The 17825-nt window shown below is 53.2% G+C and carries 15 protein-coding genes and 2 pseudogenes; 10 read left to right on the top strand and 7 right to left on the bottom strand.

Going from position 1 to position 17825, the window contains the following annotated elements; translation table 11 throughout:
- Positions 1-49 precede the first annotated feature (49 nt).
- Positions 50-442 (bottom strand): annotated as a pseudogene (locus AC3G3F_RS20875) (5'-nucleotidase C-terminal domain-containing protein); the annotation flags it as partial.
- Here AC3G3F_RS20875 and AC3G3F_RS20870 point away from each other — a divergent pair.
- Positions 438-772, top strand: a pseudogene (locus tag AC3G3F_RS20870) (cytoplasmic protein); the annotation flags it as partial. The pseudogenes AC3G3F_RS20875 and AC3G3F_RS20870 sit on opposite strands and share 5 nt — an antisense overlap.
- Before the next feature lie 91 nt (positions 773-863).
- On the opposite strand, the gene metL reads toward AC3G3F_RS20870, so the two are convergent.
- A complete protein-coding gene (gene metL, locus AC3G3F_RS20865; protein WP_023249157.1) occupies positions 864-3296 on the bottom strand; it encodes a bifunctional aspartate kinase/homoserine dehydrogenase II in 2433 nt (810 codons plus the stop codon).
- Positions 3297-3298: 2 nt separating this feature from the next.
- Entirely contained in the window at positions 3299-4459 is a 1161-nt protein-coding gene (metB, locus tag AC3G3F_RS20860) for a cystathionine gamma-synthase (protein WP_023249156.1), read from the bottom strand.
- 264 nt (positions 4460-4723) lie between these two features.
- Here metB and metJ point away from each other — a divergent pair, with 264 nt between their 5' ends.
- Entirely contained in the window at positions 4724-5041 is a 318-nt protein-coding gene (gene metJ / locus AC3G3F_RS20855; protein WP_000852811.1) for a met regulon transcriptional regulator MetJ, read from the top strand.
- Between the two features lie 147 nt (positions 5042-5188).
- Here the strand turns inward: metJ and AC3G3F_RS20850 are convergent, their stop codons facing one another.
- The 3 genes from AC3G3F_RS20850 to rpmE form a co-directional block, all read right to left on the bottom strand.
- A complete protein-coding gene (locus AC3G3F_RS20850; RefSeq protein ID WP_023249155.1) occupies positions 5189-6613 on the bottom strand; it encodes an MFS transporter in 1425 nt (474 codons plus the stop codon).
- 86 nt (positions 6614-6699) lie between these two features.
- The gene (locus tag AC3G3F_RS20845) at positions 6700-7380 is read right to left on the bottom strand and encodes an oligogalacturonate-specific porin KdgM family protein (RefSeq protein ID WP_023249154.1); all 681 of its coding nucleotides are present in this window, start codon (positions 7378-7380) and stop codon (positions 6700-6702) included.
- A gap of 334 nt (positions 7381-7714) precedes the next feature.
- Positions 7715-7927, bottom strand: a complete 213-nt coding sequence (gene rpmE, locus AC3G3F_RS20840) for a 50S ribosomal protein L31 (RefSeq protein WP_000715284.1) — start codon at positions 7925-7927, stop codon at positions 7715-7717.
- 203 nt (positions 7928-8130) lie between these two features.
- On the opposite strand from rpmE, the gene priA reads away from it, so the two are divergent.
- From priA to rraA, 7 genes are all read left to right on the top strand, one after another.
- Complete coding sequence (gene priA, locus AC3G3F_RS20835) at positions 8131-10329, top strand: primosomal protein N' (RefSeq protein ID WP_053510002.1); 2199 nt, start codon at positions 8131-8133, stop codon at positions 10327-10329.
- Between the two features lie 154 nt (positions 10330-10483).
- Positions 10484-11509, top strand: coding sequence for a DNA-binding transcriptional regulator CytR (gene cytR / locus AC3G3F_RS20830; protein WP_023249152.1), 1026 nt, complete (start codon positions 10484-10486; stop codon positions 11507-11509).
- Positions 11510-11602: 93 nt separating this feature from the next.
- Positions 11603-12595, top strand: a complete 993-nt coding sequence (gene ftsN, locus AC3G3F_RS20825) for a cell division protein FtsN (RefSeq protein WP_488395695.1) — start codon at positions 11603-11605, stop codon at positions 12593-12595.
- Between the two features lie 91 nt (positions 12596-12686).
- Positions 12687-13217, top strand: coding sequence for an ATP-dependent protease subunit HslV (hslV, locus tag AC3G3F_RS20820; RefSeq protein WP_000208241.1), 531 nt, complete (start codon positions 12687-12689; stop codon positions 13215-13217).
- A gap of 9 nt (positions 13218-13226) precedes the next feature.
- Entirely contained in the window at positions 13227-14558 is a 1332-nt protein-coding gene (gene hslU / locus AC3G3F_RS20815; RefSeq protein ID WP_023249150.1) for an ATP-dependent protease ATPase subunit HslU, read from the top strand.
- A 66-nt stretch (positions 14559-14624) separates the two neighbouring features.
- Positions 14625-15554 carry a 1,4-dihydroxy-2-naphthoate polyprenyltransferase gene (menA, locus tag AC3G3F_RS20810; protein WP_023249149.1) on the top strand — a complete coding sequence of 310 codons (930 nt, stop codon included), beginning with the start codon at positions 14625-14627 and terminating at the stop codon, positions 15552-15554.
- A 92-nt stretch (positions 15555-15646) separates the two neighbouring features.
- Positions 15647-16132, top strand: coding sequence for a ribonuclease E activity regulator RraA (gene rraA / locus AC3G3F_RS20805; RefSeq protein ID WP_000872918.1), 486 nt, complete (start codon positions 15647-15649; stop codon positions 16130-16132).
- Between the two features lie 202 nt (positions 16133-16334).
- On the opposite strand, the gene zapB is transcribed toward rraA, so the two are convergent.
- Positions 16335-16574, bottom strand: coding sequence for a septal ring assembly protein ZapB (gene zapB, locus AC3G3F_RS20800; RefSeq protein WP_000051365.1), 240 nt, complete (start codon positions 16572-16574; stop codon positions 16335-16337).
- Positions 16575-16972: 398 nt separating this feature from the next.
- Here zapB and AC3G3F_RS20795 point away from each other — a divergent pair, with 398 nt between their 5' ends.
- Positions 16973-17818, top strand: a complete 846-nt coding sequence (locus AC3G3F_RS20795; RefSeq protein WP_000084285.1) for an MIP/aquaporin family protein — start codon at positions 16973-16975, stop codon at positions 17816-17818.
- Positions 17819-17825 lie beyond the last annotated feature (7 nt).

Below are 17825 nucleotides of genomic sequence, written 5' to 3'. Positions count from 1 at the left end.
ATATTCCTCATGTCACGCCGCGACACTGAGCGCGCCACGGCAGGGGAAATTACTTCTTCACATCCGCAACGCGCATCCCTTTGAGCTGCTCATCCGTGATGGTGTTTCCCGCGTTAAAATAAGCCACCACCGCATTCGACACATAGTAGCCGCCGGAGGTATTCCGCGCCTGACCTTCCGTGAACGCCGCAAAACCGTCGCCGCCGTCGGCAAGGAAGCTGTTGGTGGCGATATGATAAACCGCCGCATCATCAATCGGCTTGCCATTGAGCGTAAAGGCTACCACGCGCTGACCGATGGGTTTGCTGCTGTCATACTTCATCTCCAGACCTTTAGACACCGGCAAAACACCGTTGCTTAATCCGGCGCCATGTTCCATCAGGCTGCGCAATTGTTTACCGGTTAAATCCATCATGACCCGTTCATTAGGGAACGGGAAGGTACGCCAGCGTCCCGCCTCGCTGTGGTTCGTTGAGGAAGAGATAAACGATGACGATTGCCGCGCAGAGTGGCAACTGTTAGGCAAAATCTGGCAGGGAGGGTGCAAAATCAGTGGCAACTCTGGGGGCACGGCAATAACCGCAAAATGGTCTGTTCGTTAACCGGTTCCCACTTAGCACAAGGCGTCGCCGTTAATCTGACAGCCAGTCGCCGCTTTATTACCTGGCTATGGCAACAGCCTGAATTCCAGCAAAGTGCCCACTATTCCGCCGGACGCGTCACGCAAATCCTTAAGACATTGGCGCTGGAATACAATTCACGCTTAGGGTAACAGCCGGATAGTGACGCTCACGCGCTCATCCAGCCTACGGATCTGGCTTAACGTAGGCTGGATCAGGCGAAGCGGCCATCCGGCAGGCATATTACAAGAGCTGCGCCAGGCGGTTGATATCGGACTGAATCGCCCCGGCGGTGACATCGCGACCCGCGCCCGGCCCACGGATCACCAGCGGGTTATCGCGATACCAGCGGCTTTCAATAGCAAAGACATTATCGCACGGCAGTAGCGCCGCCAGCGGATGCTCCGGACGAACCGCTTCGACGCCGACGCGCGCTTTGCCATTAGCGTCGAAACGCGCCACATAGCGCAGCACCAACCCCAGTTCGCGGGCAGCCTCCAGACGTTGCACCATCTGCTCATTTAGCGCATCGCCATTCTCAAAGAAATGATCGATAGACCCTCCTTCACAATGCGCAGGCACCAACGATTCTACGCGTACCTGATCCGGCTCAATGTCGTATCCCGCCTCGCGCGCCAGAATCACCAGCTTACGCATGACATCTTTTCCGGAAAGATCGACGCGCGGATCGGGTTCGGTCAGCCCCTGCTGCCAGGCCTGATCCACCAGATCGGTAAACGGCACCGTACCGTCAAATTGCAGGAACAGCCAGGATAGCGTCCCGGAGAAGATCCCACTGATCGAGAGAATCGTATCGCCGCTGTCGATCAGATCTCGCACCGTGTGATTGATCGGCAATCCTGCGCCCACAGTGGCGTTATACAGCCAGTGACGCCCGGTTTTTTCAAATGCGTCATGAATCTGGCGATACTTATCGCTGGCGCTTGCGCCTGCCAGTTTATTAGCGCTAATCACATGAAAACCGTGGCTGGCGAAATCAAGATACTGATCGGCTAACTGCTCACTGGCGGTCACGTCCAATACCACCAGATCGTCGTAGGGATGAGCGCGCATCCACAGGAATAGCGACTCTTCATCCTGCTCAACGGCTTCATCATCAAAGAACGCCAGCGCGCGACTGGCATCCAGCCCGTCATAGCTGAGCAGGCTGCGGCGGCTATCCACCACGCCCGCCAGCACAAATTCAAAACCAGTACGCGCGGAAAGCGTACTTTGCTCACGGGCAAACAGTTCCAGCCAACGGGAGCCGATATTCCCCTTGCCGAACAACATCAGCCCGATGCGTTTTTCGGCGCGGAACAGCGACTGGTGCAACCCCTGGATCACGCTTTCAGTCGGACCGGTACGCAGCACCGCCACCAGACTGATGCCCTCCTCCGACTGCCAGGTAAATTCCACTGGCTGACCTTTGAGCTGCTGCCAGAAGCGATGGCAGTGTAGCGGATTACGAGTGACGCCCGCGCCGACCATCGCCACCAGCGCCAGCCCCTGTCGCAGGCGCAATTCGCCCGGCAGCCCGACATCGTCGAGGAGCTTCAGTACGCTATCCGCTACCTCGGCGGTATAGCAGAACTGCAATAGCTGGCGATCGCGATGCACGCCCACCGCCAGCGGACGCGCCTGCGCCCGTTTTAAAATTTGGTCGAGCTCTTTGTGCGCCAGCCTGAAATCCTGGCTGGCGGGTACCTGGAACTCAATCAGACAGATATCATCGTGACTGGTCACGATACGCGCGCCCGTCCCGGAAGCCAGCACCCGTTCAATTCGGGTAGACCCTTGATCCGGCGTGTAGCTACAGCGCAACTGCAAATCTATATCGCTGCCGGACACCGGCTGTAGCGTACGGGCGTGCAAAACAGGCGCCGCCAGACGCGCCAGCTCGCTGGCTTCGTCCAGACGCAACAACGGCAGCAGGCAGGCATCTTTGACTTTGCGCGGGTCGGCGCTATAAACGCCCGCCACATCGCTCCAGATGGTCACGCGGGAAACACCCGCCAGCGCGCCGATTTGCGTGGCGGAATAGTCGGAACCGTTACGGCCCAGCAGGACCGTTTCGCCGTCATGATTGCGGCTGATAAAGCCGGTCACGACCAGACGTTTGCCAGGATGCTGCGCCAGTAGCTGTTGCAATAAAGGATAAGATAACCCTTCATCAACCTGCGGCTGTGCGGCGCGTTCGGCGCGTAAAAATGCGCGCGCGTCCAGCCAGGCGGCATCCAGCCCCTGCTGATTCAGGACAGCGGACATCAATCTCGCCGACCAAATTTCGCCGTGTCCGACGATCTCAGCATAGACGGCATCCGTTACGCCGCCGTCGAGCAAGGCGGCAAGACGTTCCAGATCGCTGATAAAAGCGCTGGTTAAGTCATCTGCCGCGTCGGCGGGAAGCAGCCCGCTAATCAGATCGCACTGGTAGCGGCGTAACGTCTGTAATACCTGATGCGCAGAAAGGCGATCGGTCTGGCTTAACTTGAGCCAGCTAATCAACTGGTTGGTGGTACTGCCTGCGGCGGACACTACCATCATATCGTCAGGCTGCGAATACTCCGCCATAATGCCTGCGACACGCAGGTAACACTTCACATCCGCCAGACTACTGCCGCCAAATTTATGCAGTTGACGACCTTTCGCCCCTGCCTGCGCAATCACACTCATGTTTACCCCTTGTTTGCAGCCCGGAAGCCATTTTCCAGGTCGGCAATTAAATCTTCGCCATCTTCAATACCGGTGGAGATACGCAGTAGCGTTTCGGAGATCCCGGCGGCGGCACGCGCCTGTGGCGACATACCGGCGTGCGTCATGGTGGCGGCGTGAGAGATCAAACTTTCCACTCCCCCTAAAGATTCCGCCAGCGTAAACAGCGACAGCCCGCCCAGAAAACGACGTAGCGTCTCCTCATCTCCATCCAGTTCAAAACTCAACATTGCGCCAAAGCCTTTTTGCTGACGCGCGGCAATCTCATGTCCCTGATTATCCGGCAGCGACGGATGATACAGCTTCTTCACCAGCGGCTGGGTTTGCAGGTAATCCACAATCGCTTGCGCATTACGCTGCGCCACCTCCATACGCGGCGACAGCGTACGCAGGCCGCGCAGCAGCAGATAGCTATCAAACGCCCCGCCAGTGACGCCAATATTATTCGCCCACCACGCCAGTTCAGTGACCATTTCTGGATCTTTAGCGATCACCACGCCGGCCACGACATCCGAATGTCCGTTGAGATATTTCGTGCATGAATGCAACACCAGATCGGCGCCCAACGCCAGCGGATTTTGCAGCGCCGGGCTTAAAAACGTGTTATCAACGACGCTCACTGCGCCCGCCTCGCGCGCCAGCCGACAGATTTTCGCAATATCTACCACGCGTAACAATGGATTACTTGGACTTTCTACCAGTACCAGCTTCGGTTTTTCTTCCAGCGCGGTCTGTAAGGCGTGCTCATCGCTCTGATCGACAAACCGCACACGATAGCAACCGCGCGTCGCCAGACTGTCAAACAGACGATAACTGCCGCCGTAGCAATCATGCGGCGCGACCAGCAGATCGCCCGGCTTGAGGAAAACGGTCGTGACCAGATGAATTGCCGACATGCCGGTATTGGTCAATACCGCGCCCGCGCCGCCTTCCAGTTCCGCCAGCGCGCGCTGAACAACATCACGCGTAGGATTACCGCGGCGGGAATAATCATGCGCGCGCGGCTCATTGAAACCGGTAAAGTTATAGGTACTGGAGAGATGGATTGGCGGCACAACGCAGCCGTATTGTTCGTCGTCGTTTAATCCGCTACGCACTGCGATAGTAGCCTGTTTACGCGTCATATGAAGATATTCCTGGCTGAGTCGGTGAAAGTCAGGCCACAGATTAACCACTGCCACAATAGACGTCAATACATCTGGACATCTAAACTTCTTTGCGTATAGATTGAGCAAACTGCAAATAGCCGTTAAAATTATATGCATTAGCGCACATCTGCGACCGCTAACTTCGTGTCAGGGCCGCGCCACTACGGTAAACTACGCGCGATTATGGTCCGGGCTCAGGTTCAGACCTCAATATTAATGACGAAGAGGATTAAGTATCTCATGGCTGAATGGAGCGGCGAATATATCAGCCCATACGCTGAGCACGGCAAGAAGAGTGAGCAAGTCAAGAAAATTACGGTTTCCATTCCTCTGAAGGTGTTAAAAATCCTCACCGATGAACGTACGCGTCGTCAGGTGAACAACCTGCGCCACGCCACCAACAGCGAGCTGTTGTGTGAAGCATTTCTGCACGCCTTTACCGGGCAACCCTTACCGGATGATGCCGATCTGCGAAAAGAGCGCAGCGATGAAATCCCGGAAGCGGCAAAGGAAATCATGCGTGAGATGGGGATTGACCCGGAAACGTGGGAGTATTGATCCCGAAAAGAGCGGCGCAGAATTCCTGGCCGCTGTTTTCATGGTAACGAAAACCCTCTACTCTACAGTTGCTCTACCTTACCCCCACAGATAAGAAGAGGCGAGATTGCTTCCGCCTCTTCTCGATCCGTTCATGAACTCATGGCGTTACTGACTAATGCCATTGAATTTATTTAGTGTTTTTTCCATTTTGAGCGTTTCTTTACGGTTCAGTGGATAGAAAAAAATCAGAATAACCGCCGCCAAAAACAGGCATGAAGCCGGTAAGAGATTCGCCATCGTATAAATATTTTCCTGCACGGCGCTGGTTTGAACAGCGCCACCCGCTGACGAGGATTGATAACCAATAATAGCCAGCATAAAACCGCCAATAGCTCCTGCGCACGCTTGACCAACCTTGCGAGCGAAGAAGTTCACACCATAAACAGTGCCATCCTCTCGATCGCCAGTAACATACTGGTGGTAATCACACACATCGGTCATAAACGCCCAAATCATCAGGTTAAATAACCCCGCCCCCAGCGTCGCCAGGAACAGGAAAACTAAATAGACTTTCGCGTCGGTAATGTGGATGAAAAACATAATCAGATACATCGCTACCGCAAAGAGCAGCGCGCCGACGCTGGCCTCCTTTTTGCCAAAGCGCTTCGTGAGCCAGGATGCCGATGGCGCCAGCAAAACCAGGGAGCCAAAAGTAAACAACAGCGCGACAGACATGGCCCCTTTATTGTGGAAATAGTCATTAAACAGGTAAGTCATGTTGGTACCGGACAATCCCTGATTAATCACGATCAGCAGATCCACAACCACTAAAACAATCAGCGCCTTATTACGCGCCAATCCCTTCAGCAGCACCGACACGGGCATGCTCTCTTTTCTCTCCACACGCACGCGTTCCGTCGTGAGTTGGCAGGTCAACGATAAGAAGATGAAACCCAGTACAGCGCAACCAATGGCGATCCAGAAGAAATGCTGCCCGGAAATCACCTGGCTTCCGTCCACCAGAGTGGTATACATCAGGATCGGAATAAAAAAGCCAGTTGCCCCGCCGCCGATTGCTGACCCAACGCTGCGGTAAGTTGAGAGTGACACACGATCTTCGGGGTTCGAGCTTATCGCTGCAGACATCGCGCCATAAGGAATACTTATGGTCGATAACAGTGAACCATAAATAAAATAGGAGCAGCAGATGTAGATAATTTTCGCCGTATACGAAAAATCCTGCACAAACGGCAGGAACAGGACGACCGCGATGATGCAGAACGGATACTTCATGCGGCGCACCCAGGGGTTAAAACGCCCATGGGCCGTCAGCCTGGAGGTATCACATAAACGCCCGACCCCAACATCGACAAACGCATCAAAGAATTTAGTCACAAAATAGAGCGAGCCGACAATAGCGCCGGAAATGCCAAGTACGTTAGTGTAATAAATCATTAAAAAACTATTTACTAACCCAAGAATAAAACAGGTTCCCAGGTCACCACACAAATAACCAAATTTATCTCTGAGCCCAAAAGGCCTGATGGTAATACTCTTATTGTTTCCGGTGATAGCACCATCACTAGACATGATGTCAACTCCTTAGATACGTTACTCACGCAAATTATGTATATATCCTGACGCTCAACGTAATAAGCCGATACGAAGGGTATTAATCAGAAGTTATATCCAAGACCAACACGGTAACGGGTCTGACGATCGTCTGTCGTTGTGGTGTTATAACCCGAGGAAACGTTACCCAACTCAATAAATGGGAGCCAGGAACCTATGTTATAAGCAACGCGAAAGTTATATTCGTAATCTTCTTTTTTGTTGTTATACAAATCTTCGCTATCGGCAATCTTATAAATCCCGTTGAGTTCAAACATCCAGTTATTGATGTTATAACCAAGCCATGTTTCAGGACGGTAGACCATGCGGTCATCTTTACCATCGCTGTTTCTGCGCATGTACTCCAGGCGATAGCGGAACGCGGTCCACCAACTGTCATTGATGTTATACTGCACGCGGATATAAGGCTTATAAATCGCGATGTTATCGCCCGTTTCAATAGCAATACCAGGTTGCCAGATAAGATCCTGCCAGGTAAACTGATAGCTTGCGGTATACTCGTTGCCGTTGCTTTCCATATTGTTCCACGCATCGTTAGATTGCGCGTCATCGGAGCGAGAAATGGCTTCGACTGCTACCCCAAAACCTGTAGCAAAACGGTGAGACATATAAACACGATCATAGTTACGTCCATCATCATAATATTCATGACGGTAATCAACATAACCCGCGTGCGTGGCCGCAGAGAGTAATGGAATAATTAATAATACGAATTTTAATTTCATGATCGTCCCTCTTCATACACAATTAAGTAATTAACCCGATCTTTACTCCGTTATGGAAAAAGAAAATCGGGCCTATGAATAATTTTAAATTTCCTAAAAAGTGTATTGAAGCAAGGGAAACAAAACCTTTTTGATTTTGCCAACAAAAGAAACAAATGGCAAAAAAATGAAGATAAAAAGGATGGAGATCACTAATAGAAACAATTTATCGAAAAAATAAAAACATCGTTTTATTTATTAATAAAGGAAATTCATTCAATGACTAAATGTATATTCCAATTCTGGTTCACTCATACAAAAAAAGCGCCTTGCGGCGCTTTTTTCTGGCGATAACTTATTTGCTGCCAGGGATGCTGAAGCGTTTGTTGAAACGCTCAACACGACCACCGGTATCAACAACACGCTGCTTACCAGTGAAGAACGGGTGGCATTTGCCGCACACGTCCAGGTTCAGGTCGTGACCCACGGTAGAGTGGGTTTTGATAACATTACCGCAAGAACAGGTTGCAGTAATTTCTACGTAATTCGGGTGAATACCTTTTTTCATGGGGAACCTCAGTGTAAGGCCGCGTCGCTCTTCCAGCCCTAACGCCAGACACCACGCGAAGTTAATAGTAAAGGGTTTGATGCTCATAACACGCACCAAAGGCGGCGAATCATACAGAATTTGACCACCGTATGCAAACTGATCCGCGCTCCCTTATCGTAATGTGTATACTACCCGACGAAATTTCAAGTCAGGAAGATGCTATGTCCGTCGCGCGCGTTGCCTTGCCCGTTCCGCTTCCCCGAACCTTTGATTACCTGCTGCCGGAAGGCGGGGTCGCCAAAGCCGGGTGCCGCGTGCGCGTGCCATTCGGTAAGCAGCAAGAGCGTGTGGGCATTGTCGTCTCGGTTAGCGACCACAGCGAATTGCCGCTCGATGAATTAAAATCGGTCATTGAAATCCTGGATAACGAGCCGGTCTTTTCTACCTCCGTCTGGCGCTTACTCCTCTGGGCGGCGGATTACTACCACCATCCCCTCGGCGATGTTCTGTTTCACGCTCTGCCGGTTTTACTGCGTCAGGGAAAACCAGCCAGCAACGCGCCCCTATGGTATTGGTTCGCCACCGAAGAGGGGCAAGCCGTCGACATCAACAACCTGAAACGCTCCGCCAAACAACAACAGGCGATGGCGGCGCTGCGGCAAGGAAAGATCTGGCGCTATCAGGTCGCTGAGCTCGATTTTACCGACGCCACGCTGCAAACGCTGCGACGTAAGGGGCTTTGTGAGCTTGCCAGTGAAACGCCCGCGTTTACCGACTGGCGAGAATGTTATGCCGTCGCAGGGGAGCGGCTGCGGCTGAATACCGAACAGGCGACGGCAGTCGGCGCGATTCACAGCGCGTCGGACGGTTTCTCCGCCTGGTTACTGGCAGGCGTGACCGGTTCCGGCAAGACCGAAGTGTATCTGAGCGTGCTGGAAAACGTCCTCGCCCAGGGCAAACAGGCGCTGGTGATGGTGCCGGAAATCGGCCTGACGCCGCAAACGATCGCCCGTTTTCGCGAACGTTTCAACGCGCCGGTGGAAGTGCTGCATTCCGGGCTAAACGACAGCGAGCGTCTTTCGGCATGGCTGAAAGCGAAAAACGGCGAAGCGGCGATTGTCATCGGCACGCGTTCCTCCCTCTTTACGCCGTTTAAGCATCTTGGCGTGATTATTATTGATGAAGAGCACGACAGTTCTTATAAACAGCAGGAAGGGTGGCGCTACCATGCCCGCGATTTGGCGGTGTATCGCGCCCATAGCGAGCAGATCCCGATTATTCTCGGCTCCGCCACGCCAGCACTGGAAACGCTATGCAATGTACGGCAGAAAAAATACCGGATGCTGCGTCTGACGCGGCGCGCAGGCAACGCCCGCCCAGCCCTGCAGCATGTGCTGGATTTAAAAGGCCAGCGTCTCCAGGCGGGACTGGCGCCCGCCCTTATCGCCCGTATGCGCCAACATCTCCAGGCCGACAATCAGGTGATTTTATTTCTTAACCGCCGGGGATTCGCGCCCGCGCTGCTTTGCCACGACTGCGGCTGGATTGCGGAGTGCCCGCGTTGCGATCACTACTACACGCTACACCAGGCGCAGCATCATTTACGCTGTCACCACTGCGACAGTCAGCGTCCGGTACCGCGCCAGTGCCCCTCCTGCGGCTCCACACATATGCTACCGGTTGGGTTAGGGACGGAACAGCTTGAGCAAGTGTTGGCCCCCTTCTTCCCCGGCGTGCCGATTTCACGAATCGACCGTGATACCACCAGTCGTAAAGGCGCGCTGGAGCAGCATCTGGCGGAAGTTCACCGTGGCGGAGCGCGCATCCTGATAGGCACGCAAATGCTGGCGAAAGGCCATCACTTCCCCGACGTCACGCTGGTAGCCCTGCTGGATGTCGATGGCGCGCTCTTCTCCGCCGATTTTCGTTCAGCGGAACGCTTCGCTCAACTCTACACTCAGGTTTCCGGCCGCGCCGGACGCGCGGGTAAACAGGGCGAAGTGGTGCTACAAACGCACCATCCTGAGCATCCCCTGCTGCAAACGTTACTGCATAAAGGCTATGATGCGTTTGCGGAACAGGCGCTGGCGGAACGGCAAACGCTCCAGCTTCCGCCGTGGACCAGCCACGTCATTATTCGCGCAGAGGATCACAACAATCAGCAGGCACCAGTCTTTCTCCAGCAGTTGCGTAATTTGATTCAGGCCAGCCCGCTATTAGACGATAAGCTGTGGATCTTAGGTCCGGTGCCGGCCCTCGCGCCAAAACGCGGCGGCCGCTATCGCTGGCAAATTTTGCTTCAGCATCCTTCACGGATTCGCCTGCAACACATCATCAGCGGCACGCTGGCGTTGATCAATACGCTCCCTGAAGCGCGAAAAGTTAAATGGGTTCTTGACGTCGATCCGATTGAAGGATAGTCCTCACGATGCGAGGCGGATCGTAAAATTAAACATCCATCACACTTTTTATGAAAATTCTGTAACCGCTTCCACGCACTATCTGATAAAAATGTTTTCGATGAGTGTTAGCAGGGATAGATCTGCGCCAGCAGTTCCCAGGCGAGGAGAAAGAGTGAAATCGAACAAGCAGGTTACTGCCGCTACGATGAAGGATGTTGCGTTGAAGGCGAAAGTCTCTACGGCAACCGTATCCCGCGCGTTAATGAACCCCGATAAAGTCTCCCAGTCGACCCGTAGCCGGGTTGAACAGGCCGCGCTTGAAGTGGGTTATTTCCCGCAGTCGATGGGGCGAAATGTAAAACGCAATGAATCTCGTACGGTTTTGGTAATTGTCCCGGATATTTGCGATCCCTTCTTCAGTGAAATTATCCGCGGTATCGAAGTTACCGCGGCAGAACAGGGATATCTGGTGCTGATTGGCGATTGCGCGCATCAAAACCAGAAAGAAAAAACCTTTCTTAATCTCATCATCACCAAACAGATCGACGGCATGGTACTTCTCAGTTCCCGACTGCCCTTTGACGCCAGCGTTGAGGAACAGCGCAATTTGCCTCCGATGGTGATGTCGAATGAGTTTGCGCCGGAGCTTGAACTGCCGACGGTACATATCGATAACCTGACCGCCGCGTTCAATGCCATGAACTACCTGTTGGATTTGGGCCACAAGCGGATTGGTTGTATTGCGGGGCCGGAAGATATGCCACTCTGTCACTATCGCTTACAAGGTTACGTACAGGCATTAAGACGCAGTGGCATTGTGGTCGATCCGCATTACATCGCCCGTGGCGACTTTACCTACGAAGCCGGGGCAAACGCATTAAAGCAGTTGCTTGAGCAACCGTTACCGCCTACCGCCGTCTTTTGTCATAGCGACGTAATGGCGCTGGGCGCGCTCTCCTGGGCCAAGCGCCAGGGTCTGAAAGTGCCTGACGATCTGTCGATTATCGGCTTTGACAATATCGCACTGGCCGAGTTTTGCGACCCTCCGTTAACAACCGTGGCACAGCCGCGTTTTGACATTGGTCGCGAGGCGATGCTGTTGTTGCTCGATCAGATGCAGGGGCAAAATGTGAGCAGCGGCTCGCGTTTAATGGATTGCGAGCTGATTATTCGCGGTTCTACGCGCGCTTTACCCTAAAGTAAATAGCTTTAAGACTCACCTGTCTGGTCAAAGGCCCGCCGCTTCAGTAACATGACGGGCTGACGAACGAATAAATACAGCGAAACGATAGTGGCACAACGAGATTATGTACGTCGCGGCCAACCGGCTCCTTCGCGGCGCAAAAAGAGCACCTCACGGAACTCACGGAAAAAGCAAAGCAACATGCCTGCGGTCTCGCCGGCAATGGTCGCGATTGCGGCAGCCGTCCTTGTGACCTTTATCGGCGGCTTGTACTTCATTACGCACCATAAGAAAGAAGAGTCCGAAACGCTACAAAACCAGAAAGTCACCGGCAATGGGCTTCCACCAAAACCGGAGGAACGCTGGCGTTACATCAAAGAGCTGGAAAGTCGCCAACCGGGCGTGCGTACGCCAACGGAACCGTCCGCCGGCGGCGAAGTCATGAATCCGAATCAGCTCACCAGCGAGCAGCGTCAACTCCTGGCGCAAATGCAGGCGGATATGCGTCAACAGCCGACGCAACTTAATGAAGTGCCGTGGAACGAGCAGACGCCAGAACAGCGTCAGCAAACGCTACAGCGCCAGCGTCAGGCGCAGCAGCAGCAGCAGCAGCAGCAGCAGCAGTGGACTCAAACGCAGCCGGTTCAGCAACCACGAACGCAGCCGCGGATAAACGAGCAGCCGCAAACGCGCACGGTACAGTCCGCCCCGGCGCAACCCGCGCGCCAGAGCCAGCCGCCGAAGCAGACGGCCTCGCAGCAACCTTATCAGGATTTGCTGCAAACGCCGGCGCATACCAGTGCGGCAGCGCCGAAAGCCGCGCCAATTACGCGTGCGCCTGAAGCGCCGAAAGCGACAGCAGAGAAAAAAGATGAACGTCGCTGGATGGTGCAATGTGGATCATTCAAAGGCGCTGAGCAGGCAGAAAGCGTACGCGCTCAGCTAGCGTTTGAAGGCTTTGACTCCAAAATAACCACCAATAACGGCTGGAATCGCGTCGTTATCGGGCCGATTAAAGGTAAAGAAAATGCCGACAGCACCATTAACCGTCTGAAGATGGCGGGTCATACAAACTGCATTCGACTCGCCACCGGGGGTTGAAACCCTCAAAATCTCCCCCATCTATACTTGCATTACGCCCCGTACGCCGTACGGGGCTAGAATTCTGCATTAGTAACCAAGGGGTCTGCTCGTGACAACAATAGTAAGCGTACGCCGTAACGGCCACGTGGTAATCGCCGGTGATGGTCAGGCCACACTGGGTAACACCGTAATGAAAGGCAACGTGAAGAAAGTCCGCCGTCTTTACAACGACAAGGTCATTGCGGGCTTTGCGGGCGGTACTGCGGATGCATTCACGCTGTTCGAGCTGTTTGAACGTAAACTGGAAATGCATCAGGGGCATCTGGTCAAAGCCGCCGTTGAACTGGCGAAAGACTGGCGTACCGACCGTATGCTACGCAAGCTTGAAGCGTTGCTGGCCGTCGCGGATGAAACCGCCTCGCTCATCATCACGGGTAACGGCGATGTCGTGCAACCTGAAAACGATTTAATTGCTATCGGCTCCGGCGGTCCTTATGCCCAGGCTGCCGCTCGCGCTCTGTTGGAAAACACCGAGCTCGGCGCGCGCGAAATTGCTGAAAAGGCGTTGGATATTGCAGGCGATATCTGCATTTACACCAACCATTTCCACACCATTGAAGAATTGACCTCCAAAGCGTAAGGACCTCTCATGTCTGAAATGACCCCACGCGAAATTGTCAGCGAACTGAACAAACACATTATCGGCCAGGATAACGCTAAGCGTTCCGTGGCGATTGCATTGCGTAACCGCTGGCGTCGTATGCAGCTTGATGAAGAGCTGCGCCACGAAGTGACTCCGAAAAATATTCTGATGATTGGCCCGACCGGCGTCGGTAAAACCGAAATCGCCCGTCGTCTGGCAAAACTCGCCAACGCGCCGTTCATTAAAGTCGAAGCCACCAAATTCACCGAAGTGGGCTATGTTGGTAAAGAAGTGGACTCTATCATCCGCGATCTGACCGATGCCGCTGTGAAAATGGTTCGCGTACAGGCTATCGAAAAAAACCGCTATCGTGCGGAAGAGTTGGCGGAAGAACGTATTCTCGACGTGCTGATCCCGCCGGCAAAAAATAACTGGGGCCAGGCCGAACAGCAGCAGGAGCCTTCTGCCGCCCGTCAAACGTTCCGCAAAAAACTGCGTGAAGGCCAGCTCGACGATAAAGAGATCGAGATTAATCTCGCCGCCGCGCCAATGGGCGTAGAGATTATGGCGCCTCCGGGCATGGAAGAGATGACCAGCCAGTTGCAGTCTATGTTCCAGAACCTGGGCGGTCAGAAACAGAAACCGCGTAAGCTGAAAATTAAAGACGCGATGAAACTGTTGGTTGAAGAAGAGGCTGCTAAGCTGGTCAACCCGGAAGAGCTGAAACAGGACGCTATCGACGCGGTTGAACAGCACGGCATCGTGTTTATCGATGAAATTGACAAAATTTGTAAGCGTGGCGAAACCTCCGGCCCGGATGTTTCACGTGAAGGCGTACAGCGCGATTTACTGCCGCTGGTAGAAGGCTGCACGGTTTCGACCAAACATGGGATGGTCAAAACGGATCATATTCTGTTTATCGCCTCTGGCGCGTTCCAGGTGGCGAAGCCGTCTGATCTGATCCCGGAGCTGCAGGGCCGTCTGCCTATTCGCGTTGAACTTCAGGCGCTGACCACCAGCGATTTCGAACGCATTTTGACCGAGCCAAACGCGTCCGTCACCGTGCAGTACAAAGCGCTGATGGCAACTGAAGGCGTCAATATTGAGTTCACCGATTCCGGTATTAAACGTATTGCCGAAGCGGCCTGGCAGGTTAACGAAACCACCGAAAACATCGGTGCGCGTCGTCTACACACCGTACTGGAACGTCTGATGGAAGAAATTTCCTATAACGCCAGCGATCTACACGGCCAGGACATCACAATTGATGCGGAATATGTGAGCAAACATCTGGATGCGCTGGTCGCAGATGAAGATCTAAGCCGTTTTATCTTATAATCGCGTCCAATGCATTTTCATCACTGTTGATGGGGCTGAAAAGCCCCATTTTTATTGGCGCTAAATATGACTGAACAACAACAAATTAGCCGCACCCAGGCCTGGCTGGAAAGCTTACGACCCAAAACCTTACCCCTCGCCTTCGCGGCGATTATCGTCGGTACGGCCTTAGCATGGTGGCAAGGCTATTTCGATCCTCTGGTTGCACTGCTGGCCCTTATCACCGCCGGGCTGCTGCAAATTTTATCCAACCTCGCCAACGATTACGGCGACGCTGTCAAAGGCAGTGATAAACCGGATCGCATCGGGCCGCTGCGGGGGATGCAAAAAGGCATCATCACCCGGCAGGAGATGAAGCGGGCGTTAATCATTACCGTCGTGCTAATCTGTATCTCCGGACTGGCGCTGGTGGCGGTCGCGTGCCATACGTTAACCGATTTTGTCGGCTTCCTGATTTTGGGCGGGCTGTCGATTATCGCAGCCATCACCTACACCGTGGGTAATCGGCCCTACGGTTATATCGGGCTGGGCGATATCTCTGTCCTGGTATTCTTTGGCTGGCTAAGTGTCATGGGGAGCTGGTATCTCCAGGCGCATACGCTGATTCCGGCGCTGATTCTCCCTGCCACCGCCTGCGGTTTACTGGCGACGGCGGTACTGAATATTAATAACCTGCGCGATATTAATAGCGACAGAGAGAATGGCAAAAACACCCTTGTGGTACGTCTGGGCGATGTCAACGCGCGTCGTTATCACGCCTGCCTGTTGCTGGGCGCGCTGCTCTGTCTGGCGCTGTTTAATCTGCTCTCGTTACACAGTCCGTGGGGATGGTTGTTTATTCTGGCTGCGCCGTTACTCATCAAACAGGCGTGCTATGTGATGCGCGAAAGGGAGCCTGCGGCAATGCGCCCGATGCTTGAACGTACCGTTAAAGGCGCGCTGTTAACCAACCTGTTATTTGTGATTGGGATACTCTTAAGTCAGTGGACCGTTTAACTGACAAATATCAATTAACAATTGATGATTTTGCCAACAGTGTACTTAGCGCGATATACTAAAAATTGTCGCAGCAACTAAACGTTAAGCCTATGAAATACGATACTTCCGAGCTTTGTGACATCTATCAGGAAGATGTCAACGTCGTGGAACCGCTGTTCTCTAACTTTGGAGGGCGGTCGTCGTTTGGCGGACAAATCATCACGGTAAAATGTTTCGAGGACAACGGGTTGCTGTACGATCTGCTCGAACAAAATGGCCGTGGTCGGGTTCTGCTGGTCGATGGCGGCGGTTCTGTCCGTCGTGCATTGGTCGATGCGGAGCTGGCGCGTCTGGCTACGCAAAATGAATGGGAAGGGCTGGTTATCTATGGCGCGGTGCGTCAGGTGGACGATCTGGAAGAGCTGGATATCGGCATTCAGGCGATCGCCGCAATCCCGGTTGGCGCCGCAGGTGAAGGCATTGGGGAAAGCGATGTGCGCGTCAATTTCGGCGGCGTGACGTTCTTCTCCGGCGATCATCTCTATGCCGACAACACCGGTATTATCCTTTCCGAAGACCCGCTTGATATCGAGTGATCAAAAAAAGGCGCCGCAAGGCGCCTTTTTTATGCGTTGTCGCTGATTGCCGGATGGCAGCTTACACGCAGGGACGATTACGCGAAAGATTTCGTGTTGTAGCAAGGCGGCAAGCGAAGATATCCCCAGGAGCGTAGTGAACTACGTGACTGGGGTAACTGAGCGCAGCCAACGCAGCTACGGCACGAAAGATAAAGCGTAATCAGACTTCTTCCATACGACCAAGCAGGGCCTGCAGACGCTCCTGCCAGCCGCTCTGCTGTTCCTTCAGAGAGTTGTTCTCACGCTCCAGCTCTTCACGCTGATGCTGTGCAGACTGTACTTCCTGCGCCAGGCTGTTGTTCTTTTCTTTCAGCTCTTCAATTTCCATCTGTAACAGGGTGATGGTGTCAATCGCCTGCTGTACTTTTGCTTCCAGTTTCTCAAACACTTCTAAAGACATGATCTTACCTCTCCTGAATTGCAAGGCGACGCTTCACGTAAACGCGCACAATATATAGTGCCGATTGTATGAAGCCCCGCTCTCGCTGTCCAGCGACATACCGCGTAGATTGCGGTTTGCAACAATTTTCATCCATCTCCTGGTAACATTCATCCAATAACTCAAAAGTGTTAACATGTTGGTTAATAAAATGATTCAATTCACACTCTTCTACTGTCTCAAAACGCGCTTCATGGCGCGATAACGCTCATTTTATTGACGCAGTACACACATTTCGATTTCGATATTTCTCGTTTTTGCTCGTTAACGATAAATTAACAGTGTGCCTACAGGGCATCGTGGATGTCCATGACCTCCTCGCATACCAATAAACATTACATACTCTTCAGGATCCGATTATGAGTCAAACATCAACCTTAAAAGGCCAGTGCATTGCTGAATTCCTCGGTACCGGGTTGTTGATTTTTTTCGGTGTGGGTTGTGTCGCTGCGCTTAAAGTTGCCGGAGCCACTTTTGGGCAGTGGGAAATCAGCGTCATCTGGGGTCTGGGAGTAGCGATGGCTATCTACCTGACGGCAGGTGTTTCTGGCGCACACCTGAACCCGGCAGTGACCATCGCACTCTGGCTATTTGCCTGTTTCGACAAACGTAAAGTTGTTCCTTTTATTATTTCTCAAGTTGCCGGCGCCTTTTGCGCAGCGGCGTTAGTTTACGGGCTTTATTACAATCTTTTTGTGGACTTCGAACAAACCCACCATATCGTCCGTGGCAGCGTTGAAAGTCTTGATCTCGCAGGCATTTTCTCAACTTACCCGAATCCTCATATCAATTTTGTGCAGGCCTTCGCGGTTGAAATGGTGATTACCGCTATTCTGATGGGGCTGATTCTGGCGCTGACCGACGACGGCAACGGCGTACCTCGCGGTCCGCTTGCACCACTGCTCATTGGTTTACTGATCGCCGTTATCGGTGCCTCTATGGGGCCGTTGACCGGCTTTGCGATGAATCCGGCGCGTGACTTTGGCCCCAAAATGTTCGCCGGGCTTGCCGGTTGGGGCGAAATTGCGTTTACCGGCGGTAGAGACATTCCTTACTTCCTGGTGCCGCTGTTTGGCCCCATCGTCGGCGCCATTCTGGGCGCATTTGCTTATCGCAAATTTATTGGCCGTCATTTGCCGTGCGATACCTGCGTCGTGGAAGAGAAGGACTCCACCGCTACCACACAACAAAATGCTTCGCTGTAATCTGATT

It is taken from the genome of Salmonella sp. FC25216 (assembly GCF_057751355.1).
Note: the sequence above shows the minus strand (reverse complement) of the source record. Positions and strands in the feature narration are given on the sequence as shown.

Coding starts and splice junctions, on each gene's coding strand:
- metL (WP_023249157.1), bottom strand. CDS start 3,296: ATGAGTGTGATTGCGCAGGCAGGGGCGAAAGGTCGTCAACTGCATAAA.
- AC3G3F_RS20795 (WP_000084285.1), top strand. CDS start 16,973: ATGAGTCAAACATCAACCTTAAAAGGCCAGTGCATTGCTGAATTCCTC.
- metB (WP_023249156.1), bottom strand. CDS start 4,459: ATGACGCGTAAACAGGCTACTATCGCAGTGCGTAGCGGATTAAACGAC.
- rraA (WP_000872918.1), top strand. CDS start 15,647: ATGAAATACGATACTTCCGAGCTTTGTGACATCTATCAGGAAGATGTC.
- AC3G3F_RS20845 (WP_023249154.1), bottom strand. CDS start 7,380: ATGAAATTAAAATTCGTATTATTAATTATTCCATTACTCTCTGCGGCC.
- AC3G3F_RS20850 (WP_023249155.1), bottom strand. CDS start 6,613: ATGTCTAGTGATGGTGCTATCACCGGAAACAATAAGAGTATTACCATC.
- priA (WP_053510002.1), top strand. CDS start 8,131: ATGTCCGTCGCGCGCGTTGCCTTGCCCGTTCCGCTTCCCCGAACCTTT.
- rpmE (WP_000715284.1), bottom strand. CDS start 7,927: ATGAAAAAAGGTATTCACCCGAATTACGTAGAAATTACTGCAACCTGT.
- zapB (WP_000051365.1), bottom strand. CDS start 16,574: ATGTCTTTAGAAGTGTTTGAGAAACTGGAAGCAAAAGTACAGCAGGCG.
- metJ (WP_000852811.1), top strand. CDS start 4,724: ATGGCTGAATGGAGCGGCGAATATATCAGCCCATACGCTGAGCACGGC.
- menA (WP_023249149.1), top strand. CDS start 14,625: ATGACTGAACAACAACAAATTAGCCGCACCCAGGCCTGGCTGGAAAGC.
- hslU (WP_023249150.1), top strand. CDS start 13,227: ATGTCTGAAATGACCCCACGCGAAATTGTCAGCGAACTGAACAAACAC.